Origin of the sequence: Kitasatospora sp. HUAS MG31 (genome assembly GCF_040571325.1) — a bacterium.
GTDB classification, from domain to species: domain Bacteria; phylum Actinomycetota; class Actinomycetes; order Streptomycetales; family Streptomycetaceae; genus Kitasatospora; species Kitasatospora camelliae.
In genome coordinates this window covers 5,392,981-5,416,810 of the sequence record NZ_CP159872.1, presented here as the reverse complement: position 1 = coordinate 5,416,810, position 23,830 = coordinate 5,392,981, and the positions used below count along the sequence as shown (strand labels likewise).

General features: G+C 73.1%; 18 protein-coding genes. 7 read left to right on the top strand and 11 right to left on the bottom strand.

What is annotated here, in order from left to right; genetic code table 11:
• Positions 1-223: 223 nt before the first annotated feature.
• The 6 genes from whiA to uvrA form a co-directional block, all read right to left on the bottom strand.
• The gene (whiA, locus tag ABWK59_RS24220; protein ID WP_354642711.1) at positions 224-1,204 is read right to left on the bottom strand and encodes a DNA-binding protein WhiA; all 981 of its coding nucleotides are present in this window, start codon (positions 1,202-1,204) and stop codon (positions 224-226) included.
• Positions 1,195-2,298 (bottom strand): gluconeogenesis factor YvcK family protein, encoded by a 1,104-nt coding sequence (locus ABWK59_RS24215; protein ID WP_354642710.1) that lies wholly within the window; start codon positions 2,296-2,298, stop codon positions 1,195-1,197. Before ABWK59_RS24215 ends, whiA begins: the two co-directional genes overlap by 10 nt.
• Before the next feature lie 45 nt (positions 2,299-2,343).
• On the bottom strand, positions 2,344-3,228 hold the full coding sequence (gene rapZ, locus ABWK59_RS24210) for an RNase adapter RapZ (RefSeq protein ID WP_420492845.1): 885 nt from the start codon (positions 3,226-3,228) through the stop codon (positions 2,344-2,346).
• A 118-nt stretch (positions 3,229-3,346) separates the two neighbouring features.
• On the bottom strand, positions 3,347-5,332 hold the full coding sequence (uvrC, locus tag ABWK59_RS24205) for an excinuclease ABC subunit UvrC (protein WP_354642708.1): 1,986 nt from the start codon (positions 5,330-5,332) through the stop codon (positions 3,347-3,349).
• Between the two features lie 145 nt (positions 5,333-5,477).
• Positions 5,478-5,927, bottom strand: a complete 450-nt coding sequence (locus ABWK59_RS24200) for a Rieske (2Fe-2S) protein (protein ID WP_354642707.1) — start codon at positions 5,925-5,927, stop codon at positions 5,478-5,480.
• 109 nt (positions 5,928-6,036) lie between these two features.
• Entirely contained in the window at positions 6,037-8,946 is a 2,910-nt protein-coding gene (gene uvrA, locus ABWK59_RS24195) for an excinuclease ABC subunit UvrA (protein ID WP_354642706.1), read from the bottom strand.
• Between the two features lie 214 nt (positions 8,947-9,160).
• On the opposite strand from uvrA, the gene ABWK59_RS24190 reads away from it, so the two are divergent.
• Together ABWK59_RS24190 and ABWK59_RS24185 are read left to right on the top strand one after the other, a co-directional pair.
• Positions 9,161-9,913 (top strand): maleylpyruvate isomerase family mycothiol-dependent enzyme, encoded by a 753-nt coding sequence (locus ABWK59_RS24190; protein ID WP_354642705.1) that lies wholly within the window; start codon positions 9,161-9,163, stop codon positions 9,911-9,913.
• Positions 9,914-9,961: 48 nt separating this feature from the next.
• Entirely contained in the window at positions 9,962-10,615 is a 654-nt protein-coding gene (locus ABWK59_RS24185; protein ID WP_354642704.1) for an MBL fold metallo-hydrolase, read from the top strand.
• A gap of 118 nt (positions 10,616-10,733) precedes the next feature.
• Here ABWK59_RS24185 and ABWK59_RS24180 read toward each other — a convergent pair whose 3' ends face one another.
• The 5 genes from ABWK59_RS24180 to zapE all read right to left on the bottom strand — a co-directional run bounded on the left by ABWK59_RS24180 (position 10,734) and on the right by zapE (position 18,009).
• Complete coding sequence (locus ABWK59_RS24180) at positions 10,734-11,723, bottom strand: TerC family protein (RefSeq protein WP_354642703.1); 990 nt, start codon at positions 11,721-11,723, stop codon at positions 10,734-10,736.
• Between the two features lie 232 nt (positions 11,724-11,955).
• A complete protein-coding gene (locus tag ABWK59_RS24175; RefSeq protein ID WP_354642702.1) occupies positions 11,956-13,920 on the bottom strand; it encodes a TerD family protein in 1,965 nt (654 codons plus the stop codon).
• Positions 13,921-14,023: 103 nt separating this feature from the next.
• The gene (locus ABWK59_RS24170; RefSeq protein WP_354642701.1) at positions 14,024-14,602 is read right to left on the bottom strand and encodes a TerD family protein; all 579 of its coding nucleotides are present in this window, start codon (positions 14,600-14,602) and stop codon (positions 14,024-14,026) included.
• 128 nt (positions 14,603-14,730) lie between these two features.
• Complete coding sequence (gene uvrB, locus ABWK59_RS24165; protein WP_354642700.1) at positions 14,731-16,824, bottom strand: excinuclease ABC subunit UvrB; 2,094 nt, start codon at positions 16,822-16,824, stop codon at positions 14,731-14,733.
• A gap of 132 nt (positions 16,825-16,956) precedes the next feature.
• Positions 16,957-18,009, bottom strand: a complete 1,053-nt coding sequence (gene zapE, locus ABWK59_RS24160; RefSeq protein WP_354642699.1) for a cell division protein ZapE — start codon at positions 18,007-18,009, stop codon at positions 16,957-16,959.
• Between the two features lie 202 nt (positions 18,010-18,211).
• Here zapE and ABWK59_RS24155 point away from each other — a divergent pair, with 202 nt between their 5' ends.
• The 5 genes from ABWK59_RS24155 to ABWK59_RS24135 all read left to right on the top strand — a co-directional run bounded on the left by ABWK59_RS24155 (position 18,212) and on the right by ABWK59_RS24135 (position 23,798).
• On the top strand, positions 18,212-18,973 hold the full coding sequence (locus ABWK59_RS24155) for a pyrimidine reductase family protein (protein WP_354642698.1): 762 nt from the start codon (positions 18,212-18,214) through the stop codon (positions 18,971-18,973).
• A gap of 127 nt (positions 18,974-19,100) precedes the next feature.
• Positions 19,101-19,562 carry an indole-3-glycerol phosphate synthase gene (locus ABWK59_RS24150; protein WP_354642697.1) on the top strand — a complete coding sequence of 154 codons (462 nt, stop codon included), beginning with the start codon at positions 19,101-19,103 and terminating at the stop codon, positions 19,560-19,562.
• Between the two features lie 98 nt (positions 19,563-19,660).
• On the top strand, positions 19,661-21,067 hold the full coding sequence (gene murC / locus ABWK59_RS24145) for a UDP-N-acetylmuramate--L-alanine ligase (RefSeq protein WP_354642696.1): 1,407 nt from the start codon (positions 19,661-19,663) through the stop codon (positions 21,065-21,067).
• A 35-nt stretch (positions 21,068-21,102) separates the two neighbouring features.
• The gene (msrB, locus tag ABWK59_RS24140; RefSeq protein WP_354642695.1) at positions 21,103-21,507 is read left to right on the top strand and encodes a peptide-methionine (R)-S-oxide reductase MsrB; all 405 of its coding nucleotides are present in this window, start codon (positions 21,103-21,105) and stop codon (positions 21,505-21,507) included.
• A gap of 95 nt (positions 21,508-21,602) precedes the next feature.
• A complete protein-coding gene (locus tag ABWK59_RS24135; RefSeq protein WP_354642694.1) occupies positions 21,603-23,798 on the top strand; it encodes a restriction endonuclease in 2,196 nt (731 codons plus the stop codon).
• Positions 23,799-23,830 lie beyond the last annotated feature (32 nt).

The following is a 23,830-nucleotide window of genomic DNA, read 5'->3' as shown; positions in this document are numbered from 1 at the left end:
ATCTCCTTTGGGGTACGCCGGACTGCTCCGACGGGGTGGAATTTTGGGTGTCCCCGACCACCCATGACCCTACCCTCCGAAGCCGCGCGTGGGCACATCGCCTCTCCGGCGTGAGACGGCCGGAAAGGGGTGCGGGGAACGGCGCGAGGACCCCGCGGCAATTCCGCGTAGGCCCTTCGCGCGGGTTCCCCGCGCCCCTTTCCGACGGTGTTCCGGCGGAGTTCTAGTTGAGCGCCATTTCCTCGGTCAGACTCGCCTCGGTGTTCGGCAGGCCGAGTTCGGCCGCGCGCTTGTCGGCCATCGCGAGCAGGCGGCGGATCCTACCCGCCACCGCGTCCTTGGTGAGCGGCGGGTCCGCCAGGGCGCCGAGCTCCTCCAGCGAGGCCTGCTTGTGCTGCATCCGCAGCTGGCCGGCCGCCGCCAGGTGCTCGGGCACCTCCTCGCCGAGGATCTCCAGCGCCCGCGCCACCCGGGCACCGGCCGCGACCGCCGCCCGCGCCGAGCGCCGCAGGTTGGCGTCGTCGAAGTTGGCCAGCCGGTTGGCGGTGGCCCGCACCTCACGGCGCATCCGGCGCTCCTCCCAGGCGAGCACCGACTCGTGGGCGCCGAGGCGGGTGAGCAGCGCGCCGATCGCGTCGCCGTCCCGGATCACCACCCGGTCCACCCCGCGCACCTCGCGGGCCTTGGCCGGGATGCCGAGCCGGCGGGCCGCGCCGACCAGGGCCAGGGCGGCCTCGGAGCCGGGGCAGGTGATCTCCAGCGAGGAGGACCGGCCGGGCTCGGTGAGCGAGCCGTGCGCCAGGAACGCGCCGCGCCAGGCCGCCTCGGCGTCGCAGGTCGCGCCGGAGACCACGGCCGGGGGCAGGCCGCGGATCGGCCGGCCGCGCCCGTCCACCAGGCCGGTCTGCCGGGCCAGCAGCTCGCCGTCCTTGACCACGCGCACCACGTACCGGCTGCCACGCCGCAAACCGCCCGGGGCCATCACGACCAGGTCGGAGGAGTGCCCGAAGATCTCCAGGAGGTCCTTGCGCAGCCGGCGGGCCGCGATGCCCGTGTCCAGCTCCGCCTCGATCACGATCCGGCCGCTCACGATGTGCAGACCGCCCGCGAAGCGCAGGATCGCCGAGACCTCCGCCTTGCGGCAGCAGGCCCGGGTCACCGGGAGCCGGGAGATTTCGTCCTTCACCGCAGGAGTCATCGCCATGGGCCGATCCTTCCATGTGTCCGGAAAATCCGGTCGTACGCAGCGGCCAGGAGCTCCGGGTCGTGTCGCGGCGTGCCGTCGCTCCGGGCGACGGTGCCGAGTACCAGCGAGGCGCCCATCCGCTCGGCGGCCTTCTCCAGACCGGCCAGGTCGGCCTGCCCGAAGGCACCGCCGGTGACGGCCCGCTCGTCCACCAGGATCGCATCCACGGCCAGCTCGGGAGCGTGGTCGGCGATCACGTCCAGGTGACGTTGCGGGGTGAACCCCTCGGTCTCGCCGGGCTGCGGGGCCAGGTTGAGGGTGAGCAGGCGGCGGGCGCGGGTCTCGGTGAGGGCCTTGGCCAGCTCGGGGACGAGCAGGTGGGGCAGCACGCTGGTGAACCAGGAGCCGGGACCGAGCACCACCCAGTCCGCCTCCAGCACGGCCTGGACGGCCTCCGGCACGGCCGGCGGGCCGTCCGGCAGCAGCCGCACCGACTCCACCGAGCCCGGGGTGGCCGCCACCGAGGCCTGGCCGCGGACCGCGGCGACCTCGTCGGGGGCGACCGGGTCGTGGCCGCGGACCTGCGCCTCGATGTCCAGCGGGACGGCGGACATCGGCAGCACCCGGCCCTGGACGTTGAGCAGCCGGCCGACCCAGCCGAGCGCCTCGACCGGGTCGCCGAGCTGCTCCCACAGGGCGACGATCAGCAGGTTGCCCACGGCGTGGCCGCCGAGCTCGCCGGTGCCGGTGAAGCGGTGCTGGAGCACCTCGGACCAGGTCCGGCCCCAGTCGTCGTCCCCGCACAGGGCGGCCAGCGCCTTGCGCAGGTCGCCGGGCGGCAGGACGCCGAGCTCGCTGCGGAGCCGGCCGCTGGAGCCGCCGTCGTCGGCCACCGTGACCACCGCGGTGAGCTCGGTGGTCAGCCGGCGCAGCGCGGAGAGCGAGGCGGACAGGCCCTGCCCGCCGCCGAGGGCGGTGATTCTCGGCGCGCCCGGCCGTCCGGCCGAGCCGCCGGGGGTGCGGGCCGCCAGGGGCCCGCGCTCGCCCAGCCGGTTCTGGAGCTGCCGTGCTGGCGAGTAACCCGTCACACCGACCCCACGTTCCTGTCTCATGCTCCTTCGAGCGACGGACGGAGCGCAGCTGTCACACCCCGGCGGTCACTCCCTGCCCATGTCGCGGTGGACCAGCACCGTCTCGACACCGTCGGCGATCAGTCGCTTGGTCAGCCGCTCCGACATGGCGACGCTCCGGTGCTTGCCACCGGTGCAGCCTACGGCAAGAGTCATGTAGCGCTTGCCCTCGCGCCGGTAGCCCTCGGTGACGATGCGCAGCAGCTCCGCGTAGCCGTCCAGGAATTCCTGGGCCCCGGGCTGTTGGAACACGTACTCTGCCACGTCCGCGTCGGTTCCGGTACGGGCCCGCAGCTCGGGGACCCAGTGCGGGTTGGGCAGGAAGCGGCAGTCGACCACGAGGTCGGCGTCGACCGGCAGGCCGTACTTGAAGCCGAAGGACATCACGGTGGCCCGCAGCTCGGGCTCGTCCTTGTCGGCGAACTGGGCGTCGAACTTGGCGCGCAGCTGGTGGACGTTGAGGTTGGAGGTGTCGATCACCAGGTCGGCCTCGCCGCGGAGCTCGCGCAGCAGGTCGCGCTCGCGCTCGATGCCGTCGACGATCCGGCCGTCGCCCTGGAGCGGGTGCGGGCGGCGGACCGACTCGAAGCGGCGGACCAGGGCGTCGTCGGAGGAGTCCAGGAAGACCACCCGGAGCCGGACGCCGCGCTTCTCCAGCTCGTCGAGGGAGGTCAGCAGGTCGTCGAAGAAGGTGCGGCCGCGGACGTCGACCACCGCGCCGATCTTCGGCACGGCGCCCTGGGAGCGGGCGCCGAGGTCGACCATGGTGGGGATCAGGGCGGGCGGCAGGTTGTCCACCACGAACCAGCCGAGGTCCTCCAGACACTTGGCGGCGGTGGAGCGGCCGGCTCCGGACATCCCGGAGATGATCACCAGCTCCGGGGCGTTCTCCGTCCCGTTGGGCACTGTCACTTCTTTCCCCGCTTCGTAAGGGTTCTGCTGGGTCGATGACGGGCGGCGTCGACCGTCAGGGGTGGCTGAGGGGCGGGTCGGGCCCGGACTCCCGTGCGGTCCGGTCCCGGGGCCTCGGTCATTCGGCACCGTCGTCGATGATCTCGCCGGTCGCGGTGTTCACCGCGAGAGCGGCGGGTGTACGGGAGGCCAAGGCTGCGGCAACAGTCTCGGCGGTGCGGCGGCCGATGCCGGGGACCTCGCACAGCTCGTCCACGGTGGCCGTCCGCAGCTTCTTCAGCGATCCGAAGTGCTTGAGCAGGGCTTGGCGGCGAGTCTCGCCGAGCCCTGGGACCGAGTCCAGCTCCCCCGCCGTGAGCCGCTTGGAGCGCTTGGCGCGCTGGTAGCCGATGGCGAAGCGGTGGGCCTCGTCGCGGACCCGCTGGAGCAGGTAGAGGCCCTCGCTGGTGCGGGGCAGCACCACGGGGTCGTCCTGGCCGGGCAGCCAGACCTCCTCCAGGCGCTTGGCCAGGCCGCACAGGGCCACGTCGTCGATGCCCAGCTCGTCCAGGGCGCGCCGGGCGGCGGCGACCTGGGGCTGGCCGCCGTCGACCACCAGCAGCTGGGGCGGGTAGGCGAAGCGGCGGGGGCGGCCGGTCTCGTCGGTGAGCGCCTCCCCGGCCGGGGCCTCGCCGTCCTCGCTCACCTCGGGCACGGCCCACTCGCCGGTCTGCTCGCGCTCCTGGAGGTAGCGGCGGAACCGGCGGCCGATCACCTCGTGCATGGAGCGGACGTCGTCCTGGCCGCTGAAGCCCTTGATCTGGAAGCGGCGGTACTCGCTCTTGCGGGCCAGGCCGTCCTCGAAGACCACCATGGAGGCGACCACGTCCTCGCCCTGGAGGTGGGAGATGTCGAAGCACTCGATGCGCAGCGGGACGGAGTCCAGCTCCAGGGCGTCGGCGATCTCCTGGAGGGCCCGGCTGCGGGTGGTGAGGTCGGAGGCGCGCTTGGTCTTGTGCAGGGCGAGGGCCTGCAGGGCGTTGCGGTGGACGGTGGCCATCAGGTCCTTCTTGTCGCCGCGCTGCGGGACGCGCAGGTCGACCTGGGCGCCGCGCAGGCCGCCGAGCCACTCGTGGACGGCCGGGCCGGGCAGCGCGGGGACGAGCACCTCGCGGGGCACCGGCTCGGTGCCGGAGCCGTAGAGCTGCTGCAGGGCGTGCTCGACCAGGGCGGCGGTGTCCACGTCCTCGACCTTGTCGGTGACCCAGCCGCGCTGGCCGCGGACCCGGCCGCCACGGACGTGGAAGATCTGGACGGCGGCCTCCAGCTCGTCCTCGGCCAGGGCGAGCAGGTCGGCGTCGGTGCCGTCGCCGAGGACGACGGCGTTCTTCTCCATGGCGCGCTTGAGGGCCTCTATGTCGTCGCGCAGCCGGGCGGCCTTCTCGTACTCCAGGTCGGCGGCGGCCTGCTGCATCTGCTGCTCCAGGCGGCGCAGGTAGCCGCCGGTGCGGCCGGCCATGAACTCGCAGAACTCCTCGGCGAGGGCGTGGTGTTCGGCGGCGGTGACCTTGCCGACGCAGGGGGCGGCGCACTTGCCGATGTAGCCGAGCAGGCAGGGGCGGCCGACCTGCTGGGCGCGCTTGAAGACGCCGTTGGAGCAGGTGCGGACGGGGAAGACCCGCAGCAGCAGGTCGACCGTCTCGCGGATGGCCCAGGCGTGCCCGTACGGGCCGAAGTAGCGGACGCCCTTCTTGTGGGCGCCGCGCATCACCTGGACCCGGGGGAACTCCTCGTTCAGGGTGACGGCCAGCTCGGGGTAGCTCTTGTCGTCGCGGTACTTGACGTTGAACCGCGGGTCGAACTCCTTGATCCAGGTGTACTCCAGCTGGAGCGCCTCGACCTCGGTGCCGACCACCGTCCACTCCACCGAGGCGGCGGTGGTGACCATGGTGGCGGTGCGGGGGTGCAGGCCGGCGATGTCCTGGAAGTAGGAGGAGAGCCGCGGGCGCAGGCTCTTGGCCTTGCCGACGTAGATGACCCGCCCGTGGGCGTCGCGGAACTTGTAGACGCCGGGCGAGAGCGGGATCGCACCCGGTGCGGGGCGGTAGGTGGACGGGTCGGCCATGCCCCTACCGTACCCAGTGCCGGTGACCGTCCGTGGCGGGTTCCACGGGCGGAGACGGGCACCCGCGGGATTCCGGCGGGATTCGGGCGGATCTCCGGCCCCCCACCAGTGCCGACCTGCGGCGACGGGGGGGCCGGAGCCCCCGTCACCCCTTGGTGACCTGGAACTTCCCGTCCTTGACGGCGACCCGGTACTCGGGCAGCGGCTTGGGCGCCGGGCCGTCCTGGACGGCGCCGTCGGCGATGGCGAACTTGCTGGAGTGGCAGGGGCAGGAGATGACGCCGCCCTTCACCTCGTCGACCACGCAGCCGGCATGGGTGCACTTGGCGCTGAACGCCTTGTAGGTGCCGGCCTGGGGCTGGGTGACGACGATCTTCTCCTCGCGGTAGACCTTGCCGCCGCCGACCGGGACGTCGGCCTCGGCGCCCAGCTCGACCGGGCCGCCCGCGGCGAACTCCTTCGACTCGGAGGAGGCGGAGGAGCAGCCGGCCACGGCGGTGGCGGCCCCGGTGGCCAGCACGGCGGCGGCGCAGCACAGGACGGTACGGCGGGAGGCGGTGGGCTGGTCGGTGGGCTGGTCGGTGGCCTCGGACATCGGCAGGCTCCTGGGGGCGTGACGGGGCGGTGGCGGATCGGCGGAAGTCTATGCGGGATGCATGAGAGGGCCGCCCCGGTGGCCGGGGCGGCCCTCTTCCGTCCGCTCGCTACCGGCGGGCGGCCGCGGCCTTCTTGCGCGGGGTGCTCGTCCGCTTGGCCTGGGCGGGGACGTCCGGCGTCCCGCCCAGGAGGTCGCGCAGGAACTTGCCGGTGTGGCTGGCCGTGGTCGCCGCGATCTCCTCGGGGGTGCCCTCGGCGATCACGGTGCCGCCGCCGTGGCCGCCCTCGGGGCCCATGTCGACGATCCAGTCGGCCGTCTTGATCACGTCGAGGTTGTGCTCGATGACGATCACGGTGTTGCCCTTGTCGACCAGGCCCTCCAGGACCTTGATCAGCTTGCTGATGTCCTCGAAGTGCAGGCCGGTGGTGGGCTCGTCGAGGACGTACACCGTGCGGCCGGTGGAGCGCTTCTGGAGCTCGGCGGAGAGCTTGACGCGCTGGGCCTCGCCGCCGGAGAGGGTGGTGGCGGGCTGGCCGAGGCGGACGTAGCCGAGGCCGACCTCCTTGAGGGTGCGCAGGTGGCGGGCGATCGCGGGGACGGCCTCGAAGAAGTCGAGCCCCTCCTCGATCGGCATGTCCAGCACCTCGGCGATGGACTTGCCCTTGTAGTGCACCTCCAGCGTCTCCCGGTTGTACCGGGCGCCGTGGCAGACCTCGCACGGGACGTAGACGTCCGGCAGGAAGTTCATCTCGATCTTGATGGTGCCGTCGCCGGAGCAGTTCTCGCAGCGGCCGCCCTTGACGTTGAACGAGAACCGGCCGGGGAGGTACCCGCGGACCTTGGCCTCCTGGGTCTCCGCGAAGAGCTTCCGGACGTGGTCGAACACGCCGGTGTAGGTGGCCGGGTTGGAGCGCGGGGTGCGGCCGATCGGCGACTGGTCCACGTGCACCACCTTGTCGACCAGGTCGGTGCCGGTGATCCGGGTGTGCCGGCCGGGGACGCTGCGGGCGCCGTTCAGCTCGCGGGCGAGGTGCGAGTAGAGGATGTCGTTGACCAGGGTGGACTTGCCCGAGCCGGAGACGCCCGTCACCGCGGTGAAGGTGCCCAGCGGGAAGCCGACCGTGACGTCCTTGAGGTTGTGCTCGCGGGCGCCGTGCACGGTGAGCTGGCGCTTCCTGTCCCGCGGCCGGCGGACGGCGGGGACCGGGATGGCGCGCCGGCCGGAGAGGTACTGGCCGGTCAGCGACTCCTCGTTGTCCAGCAGCTCCTTGAGCGAGCCGGAGTGGACCACCTTGCCGCCGTGCTCGCCGGCGCCGGGGCCGATGTCGACCACCCAGTCCGCGGTCTTGATGGTGTCCTCGTCGTGCTCGACCACGATCAGGGTGTTGCCGATGTCGCGGAGCCGGACCAGGGTCTCGATCAGGCGGTGGTTGTCCCGCTGGTGGAGGCCGATGGAGGGCTCGTCGAGGACGTAGAGCACGCCGACCAGGCCGGAGCCGATCTGGGTGGCGAGCCGGATCCGCTGGGCCTCGCCGCCGGAGAGGGTGCCGGCGGCGCGGTTGAGCGAGAGGTAGTCCAGGCCGACGTCGACCAGGAAGCGCAGCCGCTCGTTGACCTCCTTGAGCACCCGCTCGGCGATCTTCTTGTCCCGCGCGGTGAGCTTCATCGCGCCGAGGAACTCGGCGCAGTCGCTGATGGACATGGCGGAGACGTCGGCGATGGACTTGTCGAGGATCGTCACGGCCAGCACCACCGGCTTGAGGCGGGTGCCGTTGCAGGAGGGGCAGTGCACCTCGCGCATGTACCCCTCGAAGCGCTCGCGGCTGGAGTCGCTCTCCGCCTCGGAGTGCCGGCGGGTGACGAACGGGACGGCGCCCTCGAAGGAGGTGGCGTAGGAGCGGTCGCGGCCGTAGCGGTTGCGGTACCGCACCTCGACCTGGGTCTTGTGGCCGTACAGCAGGGCCTTGCGGGCCCGCGCGGGCAGCCCGGCCCAGGGGATGTCGGTGCGGAAGCCCAGCTCGCCGGCGAGGGCGTCGACCAGGCGCTGGAAGTACTCCTTGGTGTGGCCCTGGGACCACGGGTGGATCGCGCCCTCCTCGAGGGACTTCTCCTCGTCGGGGACGACCAGCTCGGGGTCGACCTCCATCCGGTTGCCCAGGCCCGAGCAGTCGGGGCAGGCGCCGAACGGCGAGTTGAAGGAGAAGGAGCGGGGCTCCAGCTCCTCGAAGGAGACGTCGTCGTACGGGCAGTAGAGGTGCTCGGAGTACATCCGCTCGCGCTCGGGGTCGTCCTCGGGGAGGTCGACGAAGTCGAGCACCACCATGCCGCCGGAGAGCTTGAGGGCCGTCTCCACCGAGTCGGTGAGCCGGCGCTTGGCGCTCGCCTTAACCGTCAGGCGGTCGATGACCACCTCGATGGTGTGCTTCTCCTGCTTCTTCAGGGTGGGCGGCTCGGTCAGCTGGACGGTGGTGCCGTCCACCCGGGCGCGGGCGTACCCCTTGGACTGGAGGTCGGCGAAGAGGTCGACGAACTCGCCCTTGCGCTCCCGGACCACCGGGCTGAGCACCTGGAAGCGGGTGCCCTCGGTGAGCTCCAGCACCTTGTCCACGATGGCCTGCGGGGACTGCCGGGCGATCGGGCGGGCGCAGTGCGGGCAGTGCGGCTTGCCGATCCGGGCGAACAGCAGGCGGAGGTAGTCGTAGACCTCGGTGATGGTGCCCACGGTGGACCGCGGGTTGCGGCTGGTCGACTTCTGGTCGATCGAGACCGCCGGGGACAGGCCCTCGATGAAGTCCACGTCGGGCTTGTCCATCTGGCCGAGGAACTGCCGGGCGTACGAGGACAGCGACTCGACGTAGCGGCGCTGCCCCTCGGCGAAGATCGTGTCGAAGGCCAGCGAGGACTTGCCGGAGCCCGAGAGCCCGGTGAAGACGACGAGGGAGTCGCGGGGCAGGTCGAGCGAGACGTTCTTGAGGTTGTGCTCGCGTGCACCACGGACGACGAGGCGGTCGGCCACTGCTACGGGCGCCTTTCTCCGGGGCGGGAGGTGCGGTCTCTTCGGGTTGCTTCTTCCAGGATGCCGCACGCAGCCTATAGCTCACGCGTTCGAATATCGAGCTTGTCCAGCCGAGTACACCCGAAGGAGTGAACACGGGGGTAGCGTCTGGGCTGTCCAACGACCCGCCACCGGTCCGGGCAACGCCCGGAACCCGTCAAGGAGGCCGTATCCGATGACCGAAGCCGAGATCGCCGCCGGCTACCTGCACGCCGTGGCCGGGAGCACCGACCGCCTGCTGGCGAGCGTCGCCCGGCTCGCGCCCGAGGACGTCGCCGGCCCGTCCGGCCTCCCCGGCTGGACCCGCGGCCACGTCCTGGCCCACCTCGCCCGCAACGCGGACTCCCTGGTCAATCTGCTGGACACCGCTCGCACCGGGGTGGAGATCCCCCAGTACGCCAGCGCCGAGGCCCGCGAGCAGGGCATCGAGGACGGCGCCGGGCGCCCGCTCGACGTCCAGCTCGCCGACGTCAGGGAGAGCCACGAGCGGTTCGCCGCGGCGGCCGCGCTGCTGCCCGAGGAGGCCTGGACGGTGCAGCTGCGGCACCGTAAGGGGTACCTCTTCCCGGCCTGGCAGCTGCCGCTCAAGCGCTGGCAGGAGGTGGAGTACCACCACGTCGACCTGGCCGCCGGCCACACCCCCGCCGAGTGGCCGGAAACGTTCGCCGCCGGCGAGTTCGCCACCCTCGCCGAGCACTTCCGGACGGTGGACGGGCTGCCCGCCACCCTGCTGTTCGCCGAGGACGCCGGGCTGCGCGAGCAGCTGGGCTCCACCGAGGGCGAGCCGGTGGCCGTCGAGGGCCCGGTCCGGGCGCTGACCGCCTGGCTCTCCGGCCGCTCCGACGGCGACGGCCTGCGGGTCCACCAGCACGGGCAGGAGTTCGCGGACCCCCGCGCCGCCCTGCCGAAGCTGCCCCCGATGGGCTGACGGCGGGATGATGCAGACAGGACACCAGCGGCAGCGAGGAGCGGCGTGATGACGTACCACGGAGCGGTCAAGGTCGGCGGTCCCCCGGACGTCCGGGAGCTCGCCCACCTGATCATCACCAAGATCGCGGTGGGCCCCTACGACAACAACGCCTACCTGCTCCGCTGCCGGGCCACCGACGAGCAGCTGCTGATCGACGCGGCGGCCGAGGCCCCCGTACTGCTGGAGAGCGTGGGCGACCGGCTGGCCACCGTGGTCACCACGCACCGGCACCACGACCACTGGAGCGCGCTGGCCGAGGTGGCCGCCGCCACCGGCGCCCGGACGGCGGCCGGCCGGATCGACGCCGAGGGCATCGACGTCCCCACCGACCTGCTGCTGGACGACGGCGACCTGCTGCGGGTCGGCCAGGTCGAGCTGGTCTCGCGCACCCTGGTCGGCCACACCCCCGGCGCGATCGTGCTGGTCTACGACGACCCGCAGGGCCACCCCCACGTGTTCACCGGCGACTGCCTCTTCCCCGGCGGCGTGGGCAACACCTGGAAGGACCCGGAGGCCTTCGCCAGCCTCTTCAAGGACGTCAACGAGAAGCTCTTCGACGTGCTCCCGGACGAGGCCTGGGTCTACCCGGGCCACGGCAACGACACCACCCTCGGCGCCGAGCGCCCGCACCTCGGCGAGTGGCGCGAACGCGGCTGGTGAACCTCCCCTGGGCCGGCCGCCCCGCAAGGGCGGCCGGCCCCGGCACGCGGAAGGGGCCGCGACCGGATCGCTCCGGTCGCGGCCCCTTGCCGTCGGGTGCCCGCATCAAGGCCCGCCGTCAGGCGTCGGCCTTCTCCGTCTCGGCGGCCAGGGCGGCCTCCCGCTCCTGCTTCCGGGAGGCGACCAGGCTGGTCACCGTGGTGACGGCCAGCACCACCACGATGAAGCCCAGCGACACCGGGATGCCGATCTCGGGGACGTGCACCCCCTGCTCGTGCAGCGCGTGCAGCACCAGCTTCACGCCGATGAAGCCGAGGATCACCGAAAGGCCGTACGACAGGTGGACCAGCTTCTTCAGCAGGCCGCCGATCAGGAAGTACAGCTGGCGCAGACCCATCAGCGCGAAGGCGTTCGCGGTGAACACGATGTACGGGTCCTGGGTGAGGCCGAAGATGGCCGGGATCGAGTCCAGCGCGAACAGGACGTCGGTGGTGCCGATCGCGAGCATCACGATCAGCATCGGGGTCATCAGCCGGCGGCCGTTCTCCCGGATGAACAGCTTGGTCCCGTGGTACTTGTCGGTGGACGGGAAGCGCCGCTCGATCGACTTGAGCAGGCGGTTCTCCTCGAACTCCTCGTCCTCCTCGTCGCCCTGGGCCTCCTTGATCAGCTTCCAGGCGGTCCAGATCAGGAATCCGCCGAAGATGAAGAAAACCCAGGAGAACTGCGCCACCAGCGCCGCGCCGCCCGCGATGAAGACCGCCCGCAGCACCAGGGCGATGATCACACCGAACATCAGCACCCGCTGCTGGTAGATCCGCGGAACCGCGAACTTGCTCATGATCAGAATGAACACGAACAGGTTGTCCACACTGAGCGACTTCTCGGTGATGTAACCGGCGAAGAACTCACCGGCCGGCTGCGCGCCGGAATACCACCAGAGGAATCCGCCGAAGAGGATCGCCAGCGCCACCCAGACCGCGGTCCAGATACCGGCTTCCTTGATCGACACATCGTGCGGCTTGCGGCCGCCGATGAAGAAGTCGGCCACGATCAGCGCGATCAACACGCCGATGGTACCGATCCAGAGACCTGCGGAAACGTCCATTCGCTGCTCCTCCGGCAGATGGGCGAGACGGTCATCGTCACTGCCGGAGGTCTCTTCCACCCGTCGGTCAGCCGACCGGGCCGGTGCCCCGGGACGCCGCATGACCGGGCGCCCGTGATGACGGGGTCACCGCGAGGGAGTACTCCCCTCCGCTGCGATCGAGACTAACAGAACCACCAAGAGAAGGTAAAGAAGGTAAAGAACCGTCAGGGGGAACCTGCGGGCCCGGCCGTCAGCGGGCGGCCCCGCCCGGCCACGCCAGCCGCTCCAGCAGCGCGGGCAGCCCACCCGGTCCGGCCTCCGGGACCAGCGGGGTGTAGGTCCACAGGTGCTCGACCCACGGATCGGCCAGGTACTCCTGCGGGACCGGCGCCAGCCTGGTCAGGCCCCGCCAGAACGGGTCCAGCACCGGGCCGTACTCCCGGGCCTCCGCCCGGTCCGCCACCAGCAGCAGGAACACCCCGACCGACGGCCCCTCCTCGGCCAGGTAGCGCAGGGTGGCGACCGTCCGGTCGTCGAAGCCGTACGGGAAGTCGTGCACCAGCAGCAGCCGGTCGGCCGGGTCGACGTGCGGCGGCAGGGCGTCGGAGGCCCGGGCCCGCCGGGCCATCTGGACCAGGTCCACCCGCTCGACCAGGCTGTCCAGCAGGGCCGTCACCGAGGCCGCCCCGGTGGCCGGGGCGCCGGCCAGCAGCCCGGCCCGGGTGAACGGCGCCAGCAGGCCGGCCGCGTCGCCGCCCGGCGCGACCGCGTGCAGTCGCAGGCCGGCGGGCGGGTACGAGGCCAGCAGCCGGGCCGCGGTCGCCGCCGCCACCCGGACCGCGGCCGCCTTCAGCTCGGCCGGGTCCGTAAGCTCGGCCTCCGGGGAGCCCGCGCCCTCCGGGACGGCCCCGCTGTCCACCCACAGCCCGCGCTGCAGCGGCAGCCGGACCAGCAGCGGGACCTTCAGCCCCGGATTCTCCGGCAGGTGCAGATCGCCGATCCGCAGACCGTACGGCGGCTCCTGAAGCGGCTGCCAGTCGTCCCAGGCCGGGCTGGACCAGGAGGCCATCGGGGCCGGCATGGCCTCCTCGACCACCCGGATCTCGGCCAGCAGCTGGGCCGCGTCCCGGTCCAGGACCTCGCGGGCCCGGGCCTCCAGCTCGTCGCGCCGCTCCCGGGCCTGCATCCGGCCGAACTCGGCGTCCGGACCGAACCGGGTGCGCGGGTCGGAGAGCAGCGCCTCCACCTCGCGCTCCTGCCGGGTGTCCGCGTAATCCACGGCCGAGCGGTAGGCGGCGGCGGAGCGGGCGGCGTCCTCGAAGATGCCCCAGACCTGGTTGTAGAGCCGCTCGTCCATGGTCCAGCCGGCCGCGTCCCCGGCCACCGGCGGCGGGAAGCCCTCGGCGGCGGGCACGCCCGGCGGCGTCCCGTTCGGCGCCGTGGCATACGGGTCGTCGGAGAGGCCGAGCGGGGAGCCGCCCGCGGGGGTCGGCGCGGGGCGCCGCGGGTGGGCGGTGTCGATCGGCGTGCCGACGGCGCGGTCGGGCTGCGGCGGCATCCCGGCATCGCCGGTACCGGCCCCGGTGCCGGAGGCGGTGGGTGCGGGTCTGCGCGGATGCGCGGTGTCGATCGGCGCGCCGGGGCCACGCCCTGCGGGCACGGACGGGGTGTCGGCGGCCACCGGCGGGGTGAGCGCGGCGGCGGCCGCGGCCGGGTCGGCCACGCCGTGGTCGCGGAGCAGCGCCTCGGCGCCGCCCGCGTACCCCTGGCCGACCGCGCGGACCTTCCAGGTGCCGTTGCGCCGGTAGACCTCCAGGGCGACCACGGCGGTCTCCGGGCCGAGCCCGGCGAGGGTGAAGCGGGCGACCTCGGCGCCGTCGGGGCCGGCCACCGCGCAGGTGGGCGCGGCCAGCGCGCCGAAGGTGCCGGCGCCCGGCGGCAGCACCAGAGCGATCATCAGCCGGGCGACGCCGGCCGGCAGCGCGTCCAGGTCGAGGGCGGCCTCCTGCCCGGCCCCGGCCGGACCGGTCACCAGGACACCGGGCGGCTCGGGCGCGCCGTGGTGGGCCACCCGCCCGGGCTCCGCGGGCACCCGCCCGTCCTCGTCGGTCAGCAGGACGGCGACGGCCGGCGATCCGCCCGCCGGCACCCGGACGGTGATCCTCGTCCCGGGCAGCGGGTGGTTCTGCCCCCGCACCAGCTCGGCGGCGGCCATGGCGCTCTCCCTCTCCCCTGCATGCCTACGGCGGCTCCGACGCCGGGGCGTGGGACCGCCCGGGCCGTCGGACGGCCCGACGGCCCGTGACCACCGGATCCGATCAGAGGAAGGGCTCGATGGCGGGGATCATGTCCTGGAACGTCCGGGCCCGGGCCGGGGAGCCGATCGCGGTCATCTTCCAGCCGGCGCCGTCCCGCGAGACCTTGGCCATGATCTGGCCGGTGTGCGCCCCGCCGCCGGTGAGCTCGTAGCGGGCCAGCTCCTGGCCGTTGGTCTCGTCCACCAGGCGGCAGTGGGCGTTCTCCACCTCCTGGAACGTCTGACCGGTGTACGAACTCACGGTGAAGACGATCTGGGTGATGTGCACCGGGACGCGCGCCAGGTCGACGACGATCGACTCGTCGTCACCGCCCGCGCCGACGCCGCCCACGACGTTGTCGCCGGTGTGGCGGACCGAGCCGTCGTTGCTCACCAGGTGCTGGAAGAAGACCACGTCGGTGGGCGTGGACTCGGCGTACAGCAGGGCCGAGGCGTCGAGGTCGACCTCCCGGGTGCGACGGCCGAAGAGGCCGCGCCGGGCGGCCGCCTTCCAGCCGAGGCCCATGCGTACGACGGTCAGCGACTCGCCGGTGGACTTCTGCAGGCTGACGCTCTGGCCCTTCGCCAGGTTCACCGACACGGTGCTGTCCTCTCTACGGAACGCGGCGGCGCACACGAGGCCCCCGCCCCACCCTATGGCCTGGCGAAGCTCCGTCACACCCTCTTTGCGGCGCGGGCCCGACGAGGGGCGGGCGGGGACCGCGCGGATCACGCCATGCCGGCCTCGCGCATCTGCCGGAGCTCCTTCTTCAGCTCGCCCACCTCGTCGCGCAGCCGGGCCGCCACCTCGAACTGCAGCTCGGCCGCCGCGGTGTGCATCCGGTCCGTCAACTGCTGGATGAGGTCGGCCAGTTCGGCGGCGGGGAGGCTCTTGGCGGGCTTCCGGTCCAGCCCCAGGGCGGGCACCGGCGCCCGGCCCTTGCCCCCCGCGGCGCGGTACCCGGTGGCGAGCAGCGCCTCGGTGTCCACGTCCTCGGTGGAGATGGTGGCCAGGATGTCGCCGATCTTCTTCCGCAGCGGCTGCGGGTCGATCCCGTTGGCCTCGTTGTACGCCTGCTGGACGACGCGGCGGCGGTTGGTCTCGTCGATGGCCAGCTCCATCGCCGGGGTGATCTTGTCGGCGTACATGTGCACCTGGCCCGAGACGTTGCGGGCCGCGCGGCCGATGGTCTGGATCAGCGAGGTGCCGGAGCGCAGGAAGCCCTCCTTGTCCGCGTCCAGGATCGCCACCAGCGAGACCTCGGGCAGGTCGAGGCCCTCGCGGAGCAGGTTGATGCCGACCAGCACGTCGTACTCGCCGGCCCGCAGCTCGCGCAGCAGCTCGACCCGGCGCAGGGTGTCGATGTCGCTGTGCAGGTAGCGCACCCGGATGTCGAGGCCGAGGAAGTAGTCCGTGAGGTCCTCGGCCATCTTCTTGGTGAGGGTGGTGACCAGGACGCGCTCGTCCTTCTCGACCCGCTTGCGGATCTCGTGCACCAGGTCGTCGATCTGGCCCTCGGTCGGCTTGACGATCACCTCGGGGTCGATCAGGCCGGTCGGGCGGATGATCTGCTCGACCTGGCCGTCGCCACGGGAGAGCTCGTACTTGCCCGGGGTGGCCGAGAGGTAGACCGTCTGCCCGACGCGCTCCAGGAACTCCTCCCACTTCAGCGGGCGGTTGTCCATCGCCGAGGGCAGCCGGAAGCCGTGCTCGACCAGCGTCCGCTTGCGGGAGGCGTCGCCCTCGTACATCGCGCCGATCTGCGGGACGGTCACGTGCGACTCGTCGATGACCAGCAGGAAGTCGTCGGGGAAGTAGTCGAGCAGCGTGTTCGGCGGGGAGCCGGGCTCGCGGCCGTCGAAGTGCATCGAGTAGTTCTCCACGCCGGAGCAGGTGCCGATCTGGCGGAGCATCTCGATGTCGTACGTGGTCCGCATCCGCAGGCGCTGGGCCTCCAGGAGCTTGCCCTGCTTCTCCATCCGGGCGAGGGTGCCCTCCAGCTCCTTCTCGATGTCGTTGACCGCGCGCTCCATCCGCTCCGGGCCGGCCACGTAGTGCGAGGCGGGGAAGACGTAGACGGAGTCGTCCTGGCTGATCACCTCGCCGGTGATCGGGTGCAGCGTGTACAGCGCCTCGATCTCGTCGCCGAAGAACTCGATCCGGACGGCGAGCTCCTCGTACACCGGGAAGATCTCGACGGTGTCGCCGCGGACCCGGAAGGTGCCCCGGGAGAAGGCCAGGTCGTTGCGGGTGTACTGGATGTCCACGAAGCGGCGGAGCAGCGCGTCCCGGTCGATCTCCTCGCCGACCCTGAGCGGGACCATCCGGTCCACGTACTCCTGCGGGGTGCCCAGGCCGTAGATGCAGGAGACCGAGGCGACCACGATCACGTCCCGGCGGGTGAGCAGCGAGTTGGTCGCCGAGTGGCGCAGCCGCTCGACCTCCTCGTTGATCGAGGAGTCCTTCTCGATGTAGGTGTCCGTCTGCGGGACGTACGCCTCGGGCTGGTAGTAGTCGTAGTACGAGACGAAGTACTCGACCGCGTTGTTCGGCAGCAGCTCGCGGAACTCGTTCGCCAGCTGGGCGGCGAGCGTCTTGTTCGGCGCCATCACCAGGGTGGGGCGCTGGAGCTTCTCGATCATCCACGCCGTCGTCGCCGACTTGCCGGTGCCGGTGGCACCCAGCAGGACGACGTCCTTCTCACCCGCGCGGATACGGCGCTCCAACTCGGCGATGGCCGCCGGCTGGTCGCCGTTGGGCTGGTAGGGGCTGACGACCTCGAAGGGCGCCACGGACCGCTCGATACTCGTGATGGGACGCACGACTCCACCGTACGACCCACCACCGACAACCGAGGGCAAGATCACCGATCCCGGGCGACGGCCCGCGGGACGGCCCGGGACACCCTTGGCGACGGCCCCCGCGGCGCTCCGGTCAGCCCTTGGCCGCTCCGGTCAGCCCTTGGCGGAGTCGCGGGCCAGGGCGACCAGGCGGGAGATCGCGCGGAGGTACTTCTTGCGGTAGCCACCCCGCAGCATCTCCTCCGGGAACACCTGGTCGAAGGGGAGGCCGGAGGCCGTGATCGGGAGCTCCCGGTCGTACATCCGGTCGGCCAGCACGACCAGCCGCAGCGCGGTCGCCTGGTCGTCGACCTGGTGCACGCCGCGGAGGAAGACCGACTCCACGCCGTCCAGCAGCGCGCCGTACCGGCTGGGGTGGACGTTCTTCAGGTGCTCCAGCAGACCGTCGAAGTCGTCCAGCGAGGCGCCCGGGGTGGCGGCCGCGCGCTCGGTGACCGCCTCGTCGGTGTACGGCGGCGGGGCCTCGGGCAGGCCGCGGTGGCGGTAGTCCTGGCCGTCGATGCGGACCGGGCGGAAGTGCGCCGACAGGCCCTGGATCTCGCGCAGGAAGTCGGCGGCGGCGAACCGGCCCTCGCCCAGCTTCTGGGGCAGCGTGTTGGAGGTCGCGGCGAGCTTCACGCCGTTCTCCACCAGCCGGGACAGCAGGGTGGACACCAGCACCGTGTCACCCGGGTCGTCCAGCTCGAACTCGTCGATGCACAGCAGCGTGTGCCCGGACAGCGCCTCCACCGCGCCCTGGAACCGCAGCGCGCCGACCAGGTTGGTCAGCTCCACGAAGGTGCCGAACGCCTTCGGGCCCGGGGTGGCGTGCCACAGCGACGCCAGCAGGTGGGTCTTGCCGACGCCGTAACCGCCGTCGAGGTAGATGCCCGCCGGGCCGCTCGGGGCGGGGGCGGACCGGCGGAACCAGCTGCGCTTGGGGGCACCGGAGCCGTTGGTGTTGAGGGAGGCGGCGAACTGCTCCAGGACCTGGACCGCCTCGTACTGGCTCGGCTGCGAGCCGTCCGGGATGTAGCTGCCGAAGCTGACGCCGGCGAAGCGGGGCGGCGGGACCATCTCCGCCACCAGCCGCTCGGCGGGGACGGTCGGACGTCGGTCCGTCAGGGCTATCGCGGCGACGGCGTCGGGATGAGGGGCAGCAGGCACCTTAAGAGGGTACGCCCACGTGGGAACGGCTCCCGAGCCCACCCGGGCGAACGCAACCGGGCAGCCCGGAGGCGCAAGGTGCACGCAACCGGGCAACCCCAGGAACTGCGCGGGGGCACCGGGTGCAGCGGGTGCGTTCGGTGCGTCCGCCCGCCGCGGGCTGCACCGGGTGGGTGGTCGGGGGTGGTGGAAGACTCGGGGTATGCAGCTGTTGATCAATCCTGTGGGCCGGCCGGTGGGCGATCCGGGGTCGTTGGAGGCGCTGGCAGAGGTCTACGCGTACCCGGAGCAGGTCCGCGACGGCCGTCCGTGGCTGCGGGCGAACATGGTGTCGGGTCTGGACGGCGCGGCCCGGCTGGACGGTCTCTCCGAGGGCCTGTCCAGCTCGGCGGACAAGCGGATCTTCGGCGTGCTGCGGGCGCTGGCGGACGTGGTGCTGGTGGGCGCCGAGACGGTCCGGGCGGAGGGGTACCGGCCGGCCCGGGCGCGGGCGGAGTTCGCCGCGGCCCGCCGCGCCGCCGGGCAGCCCCCGGCCCCGGCGATCGCGATCGTCACCCGCAGCCTGCACCTGGACCTCACCGCCCCGCTGTTCACCGAGCCCCTGGTCCGCACGGTGGTGATCACCACCTCCGACTCCCCCGCCGAGCGGCGCCGGGCGGCCGCCGAGGTGGCGGACGTGGTGGTGGCGGGCGAGGGCGACGTCGACCTGCCGGCGGCGGTGCGGGAGCTCACCGGCCGCGGGTGGACCCGGCAGCTGACCGAGGGCGGTCCGCGGCTGCTCGGCCAGGTGGCGGCGGCGGGCCTGCTGGACGAGCTGTGCCTGTCGCTGGCCCCCCTGGTGACCGTCGGCGACGCCCCGCGGATCGCGGCCGGCCCCCGGCTCCCCGGGGCGCAGCCGATGCGGCTGGCGTCGCTGATCGAGGACGAGGGCTTCCTGTTCGGCCGGTACCTCCGCGCCGGGTGACGCCGCCGGCCCGCCCGCCCGGTGGTCCGTGTGGCGCGTGGGCAGCGTGAGGAAAGCGTCCTCCGGGCACTATGAGTACGGGGAAGGGACACCTGACCCGGGGGCCCGCACCAGCGAAGGGAGTCACGTGTTCAAGACCGTACTGATGATCGAAAAGGCGCTCTCCGACGCCGACGTGGAGCTGGTGACCACCCTCCACGGCGACGAGAAGGTCTCCTTCGTCGTCCTGATGCAGCCGCGCGGCAAGCAGGACGAGCTGCTGCGCTCGCTGGACGACGTGGCCCTGGGCCATCTCGACAAGGCGGTGCACGAGCACGACGAGAGCGAGGAGGAGCCCACTCTTGCGAGCGAATCACTGGCCCACAGCCTCCGCCACCTCCAGCAGGCCGGGGCGGAGGCCACCGGCGCGGTGGTCGAGGGCAGCCCTCTGGACCGGCTGAAGGAGGTCGTGGAGGAGAACGGCGCGGACGAGGTGCTGGTGCTGACCTCGCCGCACTTCGTGGAGGAGTTCTTCCACCGCGACTGGGCCTCCCAGGCGCGCCACAAGGTGGGCGTGCCGGTGCTGAAGCTGTTCGCCAGCGACTCCTGACCCGGGCCGCCCGCCGGCCCCGGTAGGGCAGAATCGTCCTTGCGGAACCTCCGCGAGGACGATTCGCCCTTCTCCCGCCTTCTGTACGGAGCACTCTCTTGAACGACGCCGCCCACGACCTGCACGCCCCGCACTTCATCGGTATCGGCGGCGCCGGCATGTCCGGTCTGGCGAAGATCCTGGCGGTGCGCGGCGCCCGGGTGTCGGGCAGCGACGCCAGGGAGTCCGAGACCGTGGCGGCGCTGCGCGCGCTCGGCGCCGAGGTGCACGTCGGCCACGCCGCCGAGAACCTGCCGGCCGGTACCAGCAGCGTGGTGGTCTCCAGCGCCATCCGCGCGGACAACCCGGAGCTGGTGGCGGCCCGCGAGCGGGGGGTGCCGGTGGTGCACCGCTCCGACGCGCTGGCCGCGCTGATGGGCGGCCGCCGGGCGCTGGCGGTGGCCGGCACCCACGGCAAGACCACCACCACCTCGATGCTGGCGGTCAGCCTGGGCGAGCTGGGCCTGGAGCCCTCGTACGCGATCGGCGGGGACCTGGACGTGCCGGGGTCGAACGCGCACCACGGCGCCGGCGAGATCTTCGTCGCGGAGGCGGACGAGTCCGACCGCAGCTTCCACAAGTACGCGCCCGAGGTGGCGATCGTGCTCAACGTGGAGCTGGACCACCACGCCAACTACGCCTCGATGGACGAGATCTACGAGTCCTTCGAGACCTTCGTCGGGCGGATCGTGCCGGGCGGCACCCTGGTGGTGTCGGCCGACCACGAGGGCGCCCGCGAGCTGACCCGCCGGGTGGCCGGCCGCGAGGGCCTGGCCGTGGTGACCGTCGGCGCCGCCGAGGACGCCGACGTCCGGGTGCTGTCGGTCGTCGCCCGCGGGATGACCAGCGAGGTCACCGTGCTGATCGGCGGCGAGGAGCTGTCCTTCACGGTCTCCGTGCCGGGCCGGCACTACGCGCACAACGCGGTCGCGGCGCTGGCCGCCGGCGTGGCCCTCGGGGTGCCCGCGGCCGACCTGGCCAAGGCGCTGGCCGCCTACACCGGGGTGAACCGCCGGCTCCAGCTCAAGGGCGAGGCGAACGGCGTGCAGGTGATCGACTCCTACGCCCACCACCCGACCGAGATGGCCGCCGACCTGGAGGCGATCCGGGAGGCGGCGGGCGCCGGCCGGGTGCTGGTGGTCTTCCAGCCGCACCTGTTCAGCCGCACCCAGCAGCTCGCCGAGGAGATGGGGCAGGCGCTGGCGCTGGCCGACGCCTCGGTGGTGCTCGACATCTACCCGGCCCGCGAGGACCCGCTCCCCGGCGTCACCAGCGAGCTGATCATCGACGCCGCCCGCCGGGCCGGCGCCGAGGTGGCGGCCGAGCACGCGTTCGCCGCCGCCCCCGCGCGGCTGGCCGGCCTGGCCCGCCCGGGCGACCTGCTGCTCACCATGGGCGCCGGCGACGTCACCACCCTCGGCCCCGAAATTCTGGCGGTCCTCGCCGACGTTGCATCCAAGGCCTGACCTCCAGGCCTGACGGACTACCCCGGGAGCCGGCCGTGAGCTACGAGATCGAGAAGACCGACGCCGAGTGGCGCGCCCAGCTGTCGCCGGAGGAGTACCACGTCCTCCGGCAGGCGGGCACCGAGCGGCCGTTCGTCGGGGAGTACACCGACACCAAGACGGTCGGCGTGTACGGCTGCCGGGCCTGCGGGGCCGAGCTGTTCAGCAGCGAGACCAAGTTCGACAGCCACTGCGGCTGGCCGTCGTACTACGCGCCGCTGGCCGAGGACCGGGTCGAGTACATCGAGGACACCTCGCACGGCATGCGGCGGGTGGAGGTGCGCTGCGCCCGCTGCGGCGGCCACCTCGGCCACGTCTTCGAGGGCGAGGGGTACGGGACCCCGACCGACCAGCGGTACTGCATCAACTCCGTCTCGCTGACGCTGAAGCCCGCCGAGTAGACCGCGGTTCCGGCCGGTTCGCCCCCGACCCGCTCCGTCCGGCCCACCGGATGCCAGACTGATCGTCTGTCGAACGGGTGCGGGAGGGGACGGACGTGGCAGGGCGGCGCAGCTCCGGGGTGTTGGCGATGCTGGCGGAGGCGCAGCGGGAGCAGCACCGGCGGGAGGAGGCCCGGCGGCGGGCGGCCGAGGCCGACCGGCGGGCGTACGAGCGGGCCCAGCGCGAGGCGCAGCGGTCGGCCGCCCAGGGGCGCAAGGAGGCGCTGCGCGCGTACCAGCAGGGCCGCGAGGCGGACGCCGCCCGGCGGACGGCCGAGCTGGACGCCCGGGTGGACCGGCTGCGCGGAGTGCTGGCGGCCGGGCTGGCCGGTCCGGCGTTCCATCCGGCGGAGTTGCAGGGGCCGGTCCGGGTGCCTCCGTTCGACCCGGGCCCGCTGGGCGTTCCGGTGCCGATGCCCGATCAGGCCTGGTACCTGGTGCCGCCGCCGGTCGGGGCGCAGGCGGCGGACCCGGCGGCCCGCCGGCGGTTCGACGCGGAGGCCGCGCAGGCCCGGGCCCGCTACGAGCAGGACTGGTACGCGGCGCAGGCGGCCGAGCGGCAGCGGCTCGGGCAGCTCGCCGAGTACCGGGCGCAGTACGACGCCTGGGCCGCCGAGCGGCTGCGCTGGGCGGCCGGGCAGGCCGAGCAGGCGGCGGGGCTGGTGGCGGGGCTGCGCGCGGGCGACCCGGCGGCGGTGGTGGAGTACTTCGAGACGGCGCTGCGCTGGCGGGACGACTGGCCGGAGGGCTTCCCGGTGGAGGGGGCGCTGACCTGGGACGCGGCGGCCCGCCGGCTGGTGGTGGAGCGGCGGCTGCCGGGCGCCGAGGTGGTGCCGGCGGTGGCGCGGCTGCGGTACGTCAAGGCCGACGACCGGGAGGCCGAGGTGGCCCGGTCGGCGACGGAGCGGCGGGCGCTGTACCGCGAGGTGCTGGCGCAGTGCGCGCTGCGGGTGCTGGACGCGCTGCTGCGGGCCGATCCGGGCGGGCTGGTGGAGTCGGTGGTGCTGAACGGCTTCCTGGACGCGGTGGATCCGGCGACCGGACGGGAGGAGCGGCGCACGCTGGTGGCGGTGGCCGTGGAGCGTACGGCGTTCCGGGCCCTGGCGCTGGACCGGGTGTCGGCCGTGGACTGCCTGGTGGAGGGGCTGGGCGGGCGGCTGTCGGCCCGTCCGGAGAAGGCGGCGCCGGTCAAGCCCGAGCTGCCGACCGACCCGGCGCCGATGGTGGCCGCCTCGACCCTCGCCCCGGACGGCATGGGCGCCGGGGACGGGGACGGCGGGGACGGTCCCGACCTGTTCGAGATGGATCCGATCGCCTTCGAGGAGCTGATCGCCGAGCTGTTCCGCCGCCGCGGCCTGCGGACCTCGACCACGGCCCGCAGCGGCGACGAGGGCGTGGACGTCCTGGCCGAGGACCCGGACCCGATCACCGGCGGGCGGATCGTCATCCAGGCGAAGCGGTACCGGCACACCGTGCCGCCGGCGGCGGTGCGCGACCTGGACGCCACCATGGTCCGGCAGGGCGCCAACCGGGGCATCCTGGTCACCACCTCGGGCTTCGGGCCGGGTTCGCGGCGCTGGGCGGAGGGCAAGCCGCTGACCCTGGTGGACGGGCCGACGCTGGTACGGCTGCTCCACGAGCAGGGGCTGTCCGGCCGGCTGGGCGGCACGGTCGCCGCTCCGGCCGCCGCTCCCCCGGCCGCCACCCGGCGCGGGTCCGGCGGGAGCCGGTCCGCCGCGGGACGGGCCCAGGAGCTCTCCCCCGGGCAGAACGTCCGGCCCGAGCCGGCCGAACTCGCCGAGCTCACCGTGGTGTTCGGCTCCACCGGCGCCGAGGCGGACCTCACCCTGCTGCTGCTCGCCGAGGACGGCCGGGTCCGCTCGGACGAGGACTTCGTCTTCTACCACCAGCCCACCGCCGAGGGCGGGGCGGTGACGCTGCGTCAGGAGGAGCGCACGGCGACGCTGCGCCCGCTGGACCTGCCGGGCACGGTGCACCGGGTGGCGATCTCGGTGAACATGGACGCCGACTCGGACACCACCTGCGCCCAGCTGCGCGACGCCGAGCTGCGGGTGTCCGGGGCGGCGGGCGGCGGCTGGTCGTTCCGGCCGCCGGCCGATCCGGCGATCTCGGCGATGCTGGTCGCCGAGCTGTACCGGAACGGGGGCGGCTGGAAGCTGCGGGCGGTCGGCCAGGGCTGGGCGGACGGCCTGGCCGGGCTGGCCCGCGCCCACGGCGTCGAGGTGGCCTGACCGCCGCCCCGGAACCGGCGGGGCCGGGCGGG

Bases quoted from the DNA above. Each gene is read 5' to 3' on its own strand.
- ABWK59_RS24180 (WP_354642703.1), bottom strand. From the start codon at position 11,723: ATGGACGTTTCCGCAGGTCTCTGGATCGGTACCATCGGCGTGTTGATC.
- ABWK59_RS24185 (WP_354642704.1), top strand. From the start codon at position 9,962: ATGACGTACCACGGAGCGGTCAAGGTCGGCGGTCCCCCGGACGTCCGG.
- ABWK59_RS24155 (WP_354642698.1), top strand. From the start codon at position 18,212: ATGCAGCTGTTGATCAATCCTGTGGGCCGGCCGGTGGGCGATCCGGGG.
- uvrC (WP_354642708.1), bottom strand. From the start codon at position 5,332: ATGGCCGACCCGTCCACCTACCGCCCCGCACCGGGTGCGATCCCGCTC.
- ABWK59_RS24200 (WP_354642707.1), bottom strand. From the start codon at position 5,927: ATGTCCGAGGCCACCGACCAGCCCACCGACCAGCCCACCGCCTCCCGC.
- whiA (WP_354642711.1), bottom strand. From the start codon at position 1,204: ATGGCGATGACTCCTGCGGTGAAGGACGAAATCTCCCGGCTCCCGGTG.
- ABWK59_RS24190 (WP_354642705.1), top strand. From the start codon at position 9,161: ATGACCGAAGCCGAGATCGCCGCCGGCTACCTGCACGCCGTGGCCGGG.
- ABWK59_RS24215 (WP_354642710.1), bottom strand. From the start codon at position 2,298: ATGAGACAGGAACGTGGGGTCGGTGTGACGGGTTACTCGCCAGCACGG.
- ABWK59_RS24175 (WP_354642702.1), bottom strand. From the start codon at position 13,920: ATGGCCGCCGCCGAGCTGGTGCGGGGGCAGAACCACCCGCTGCCCGGG.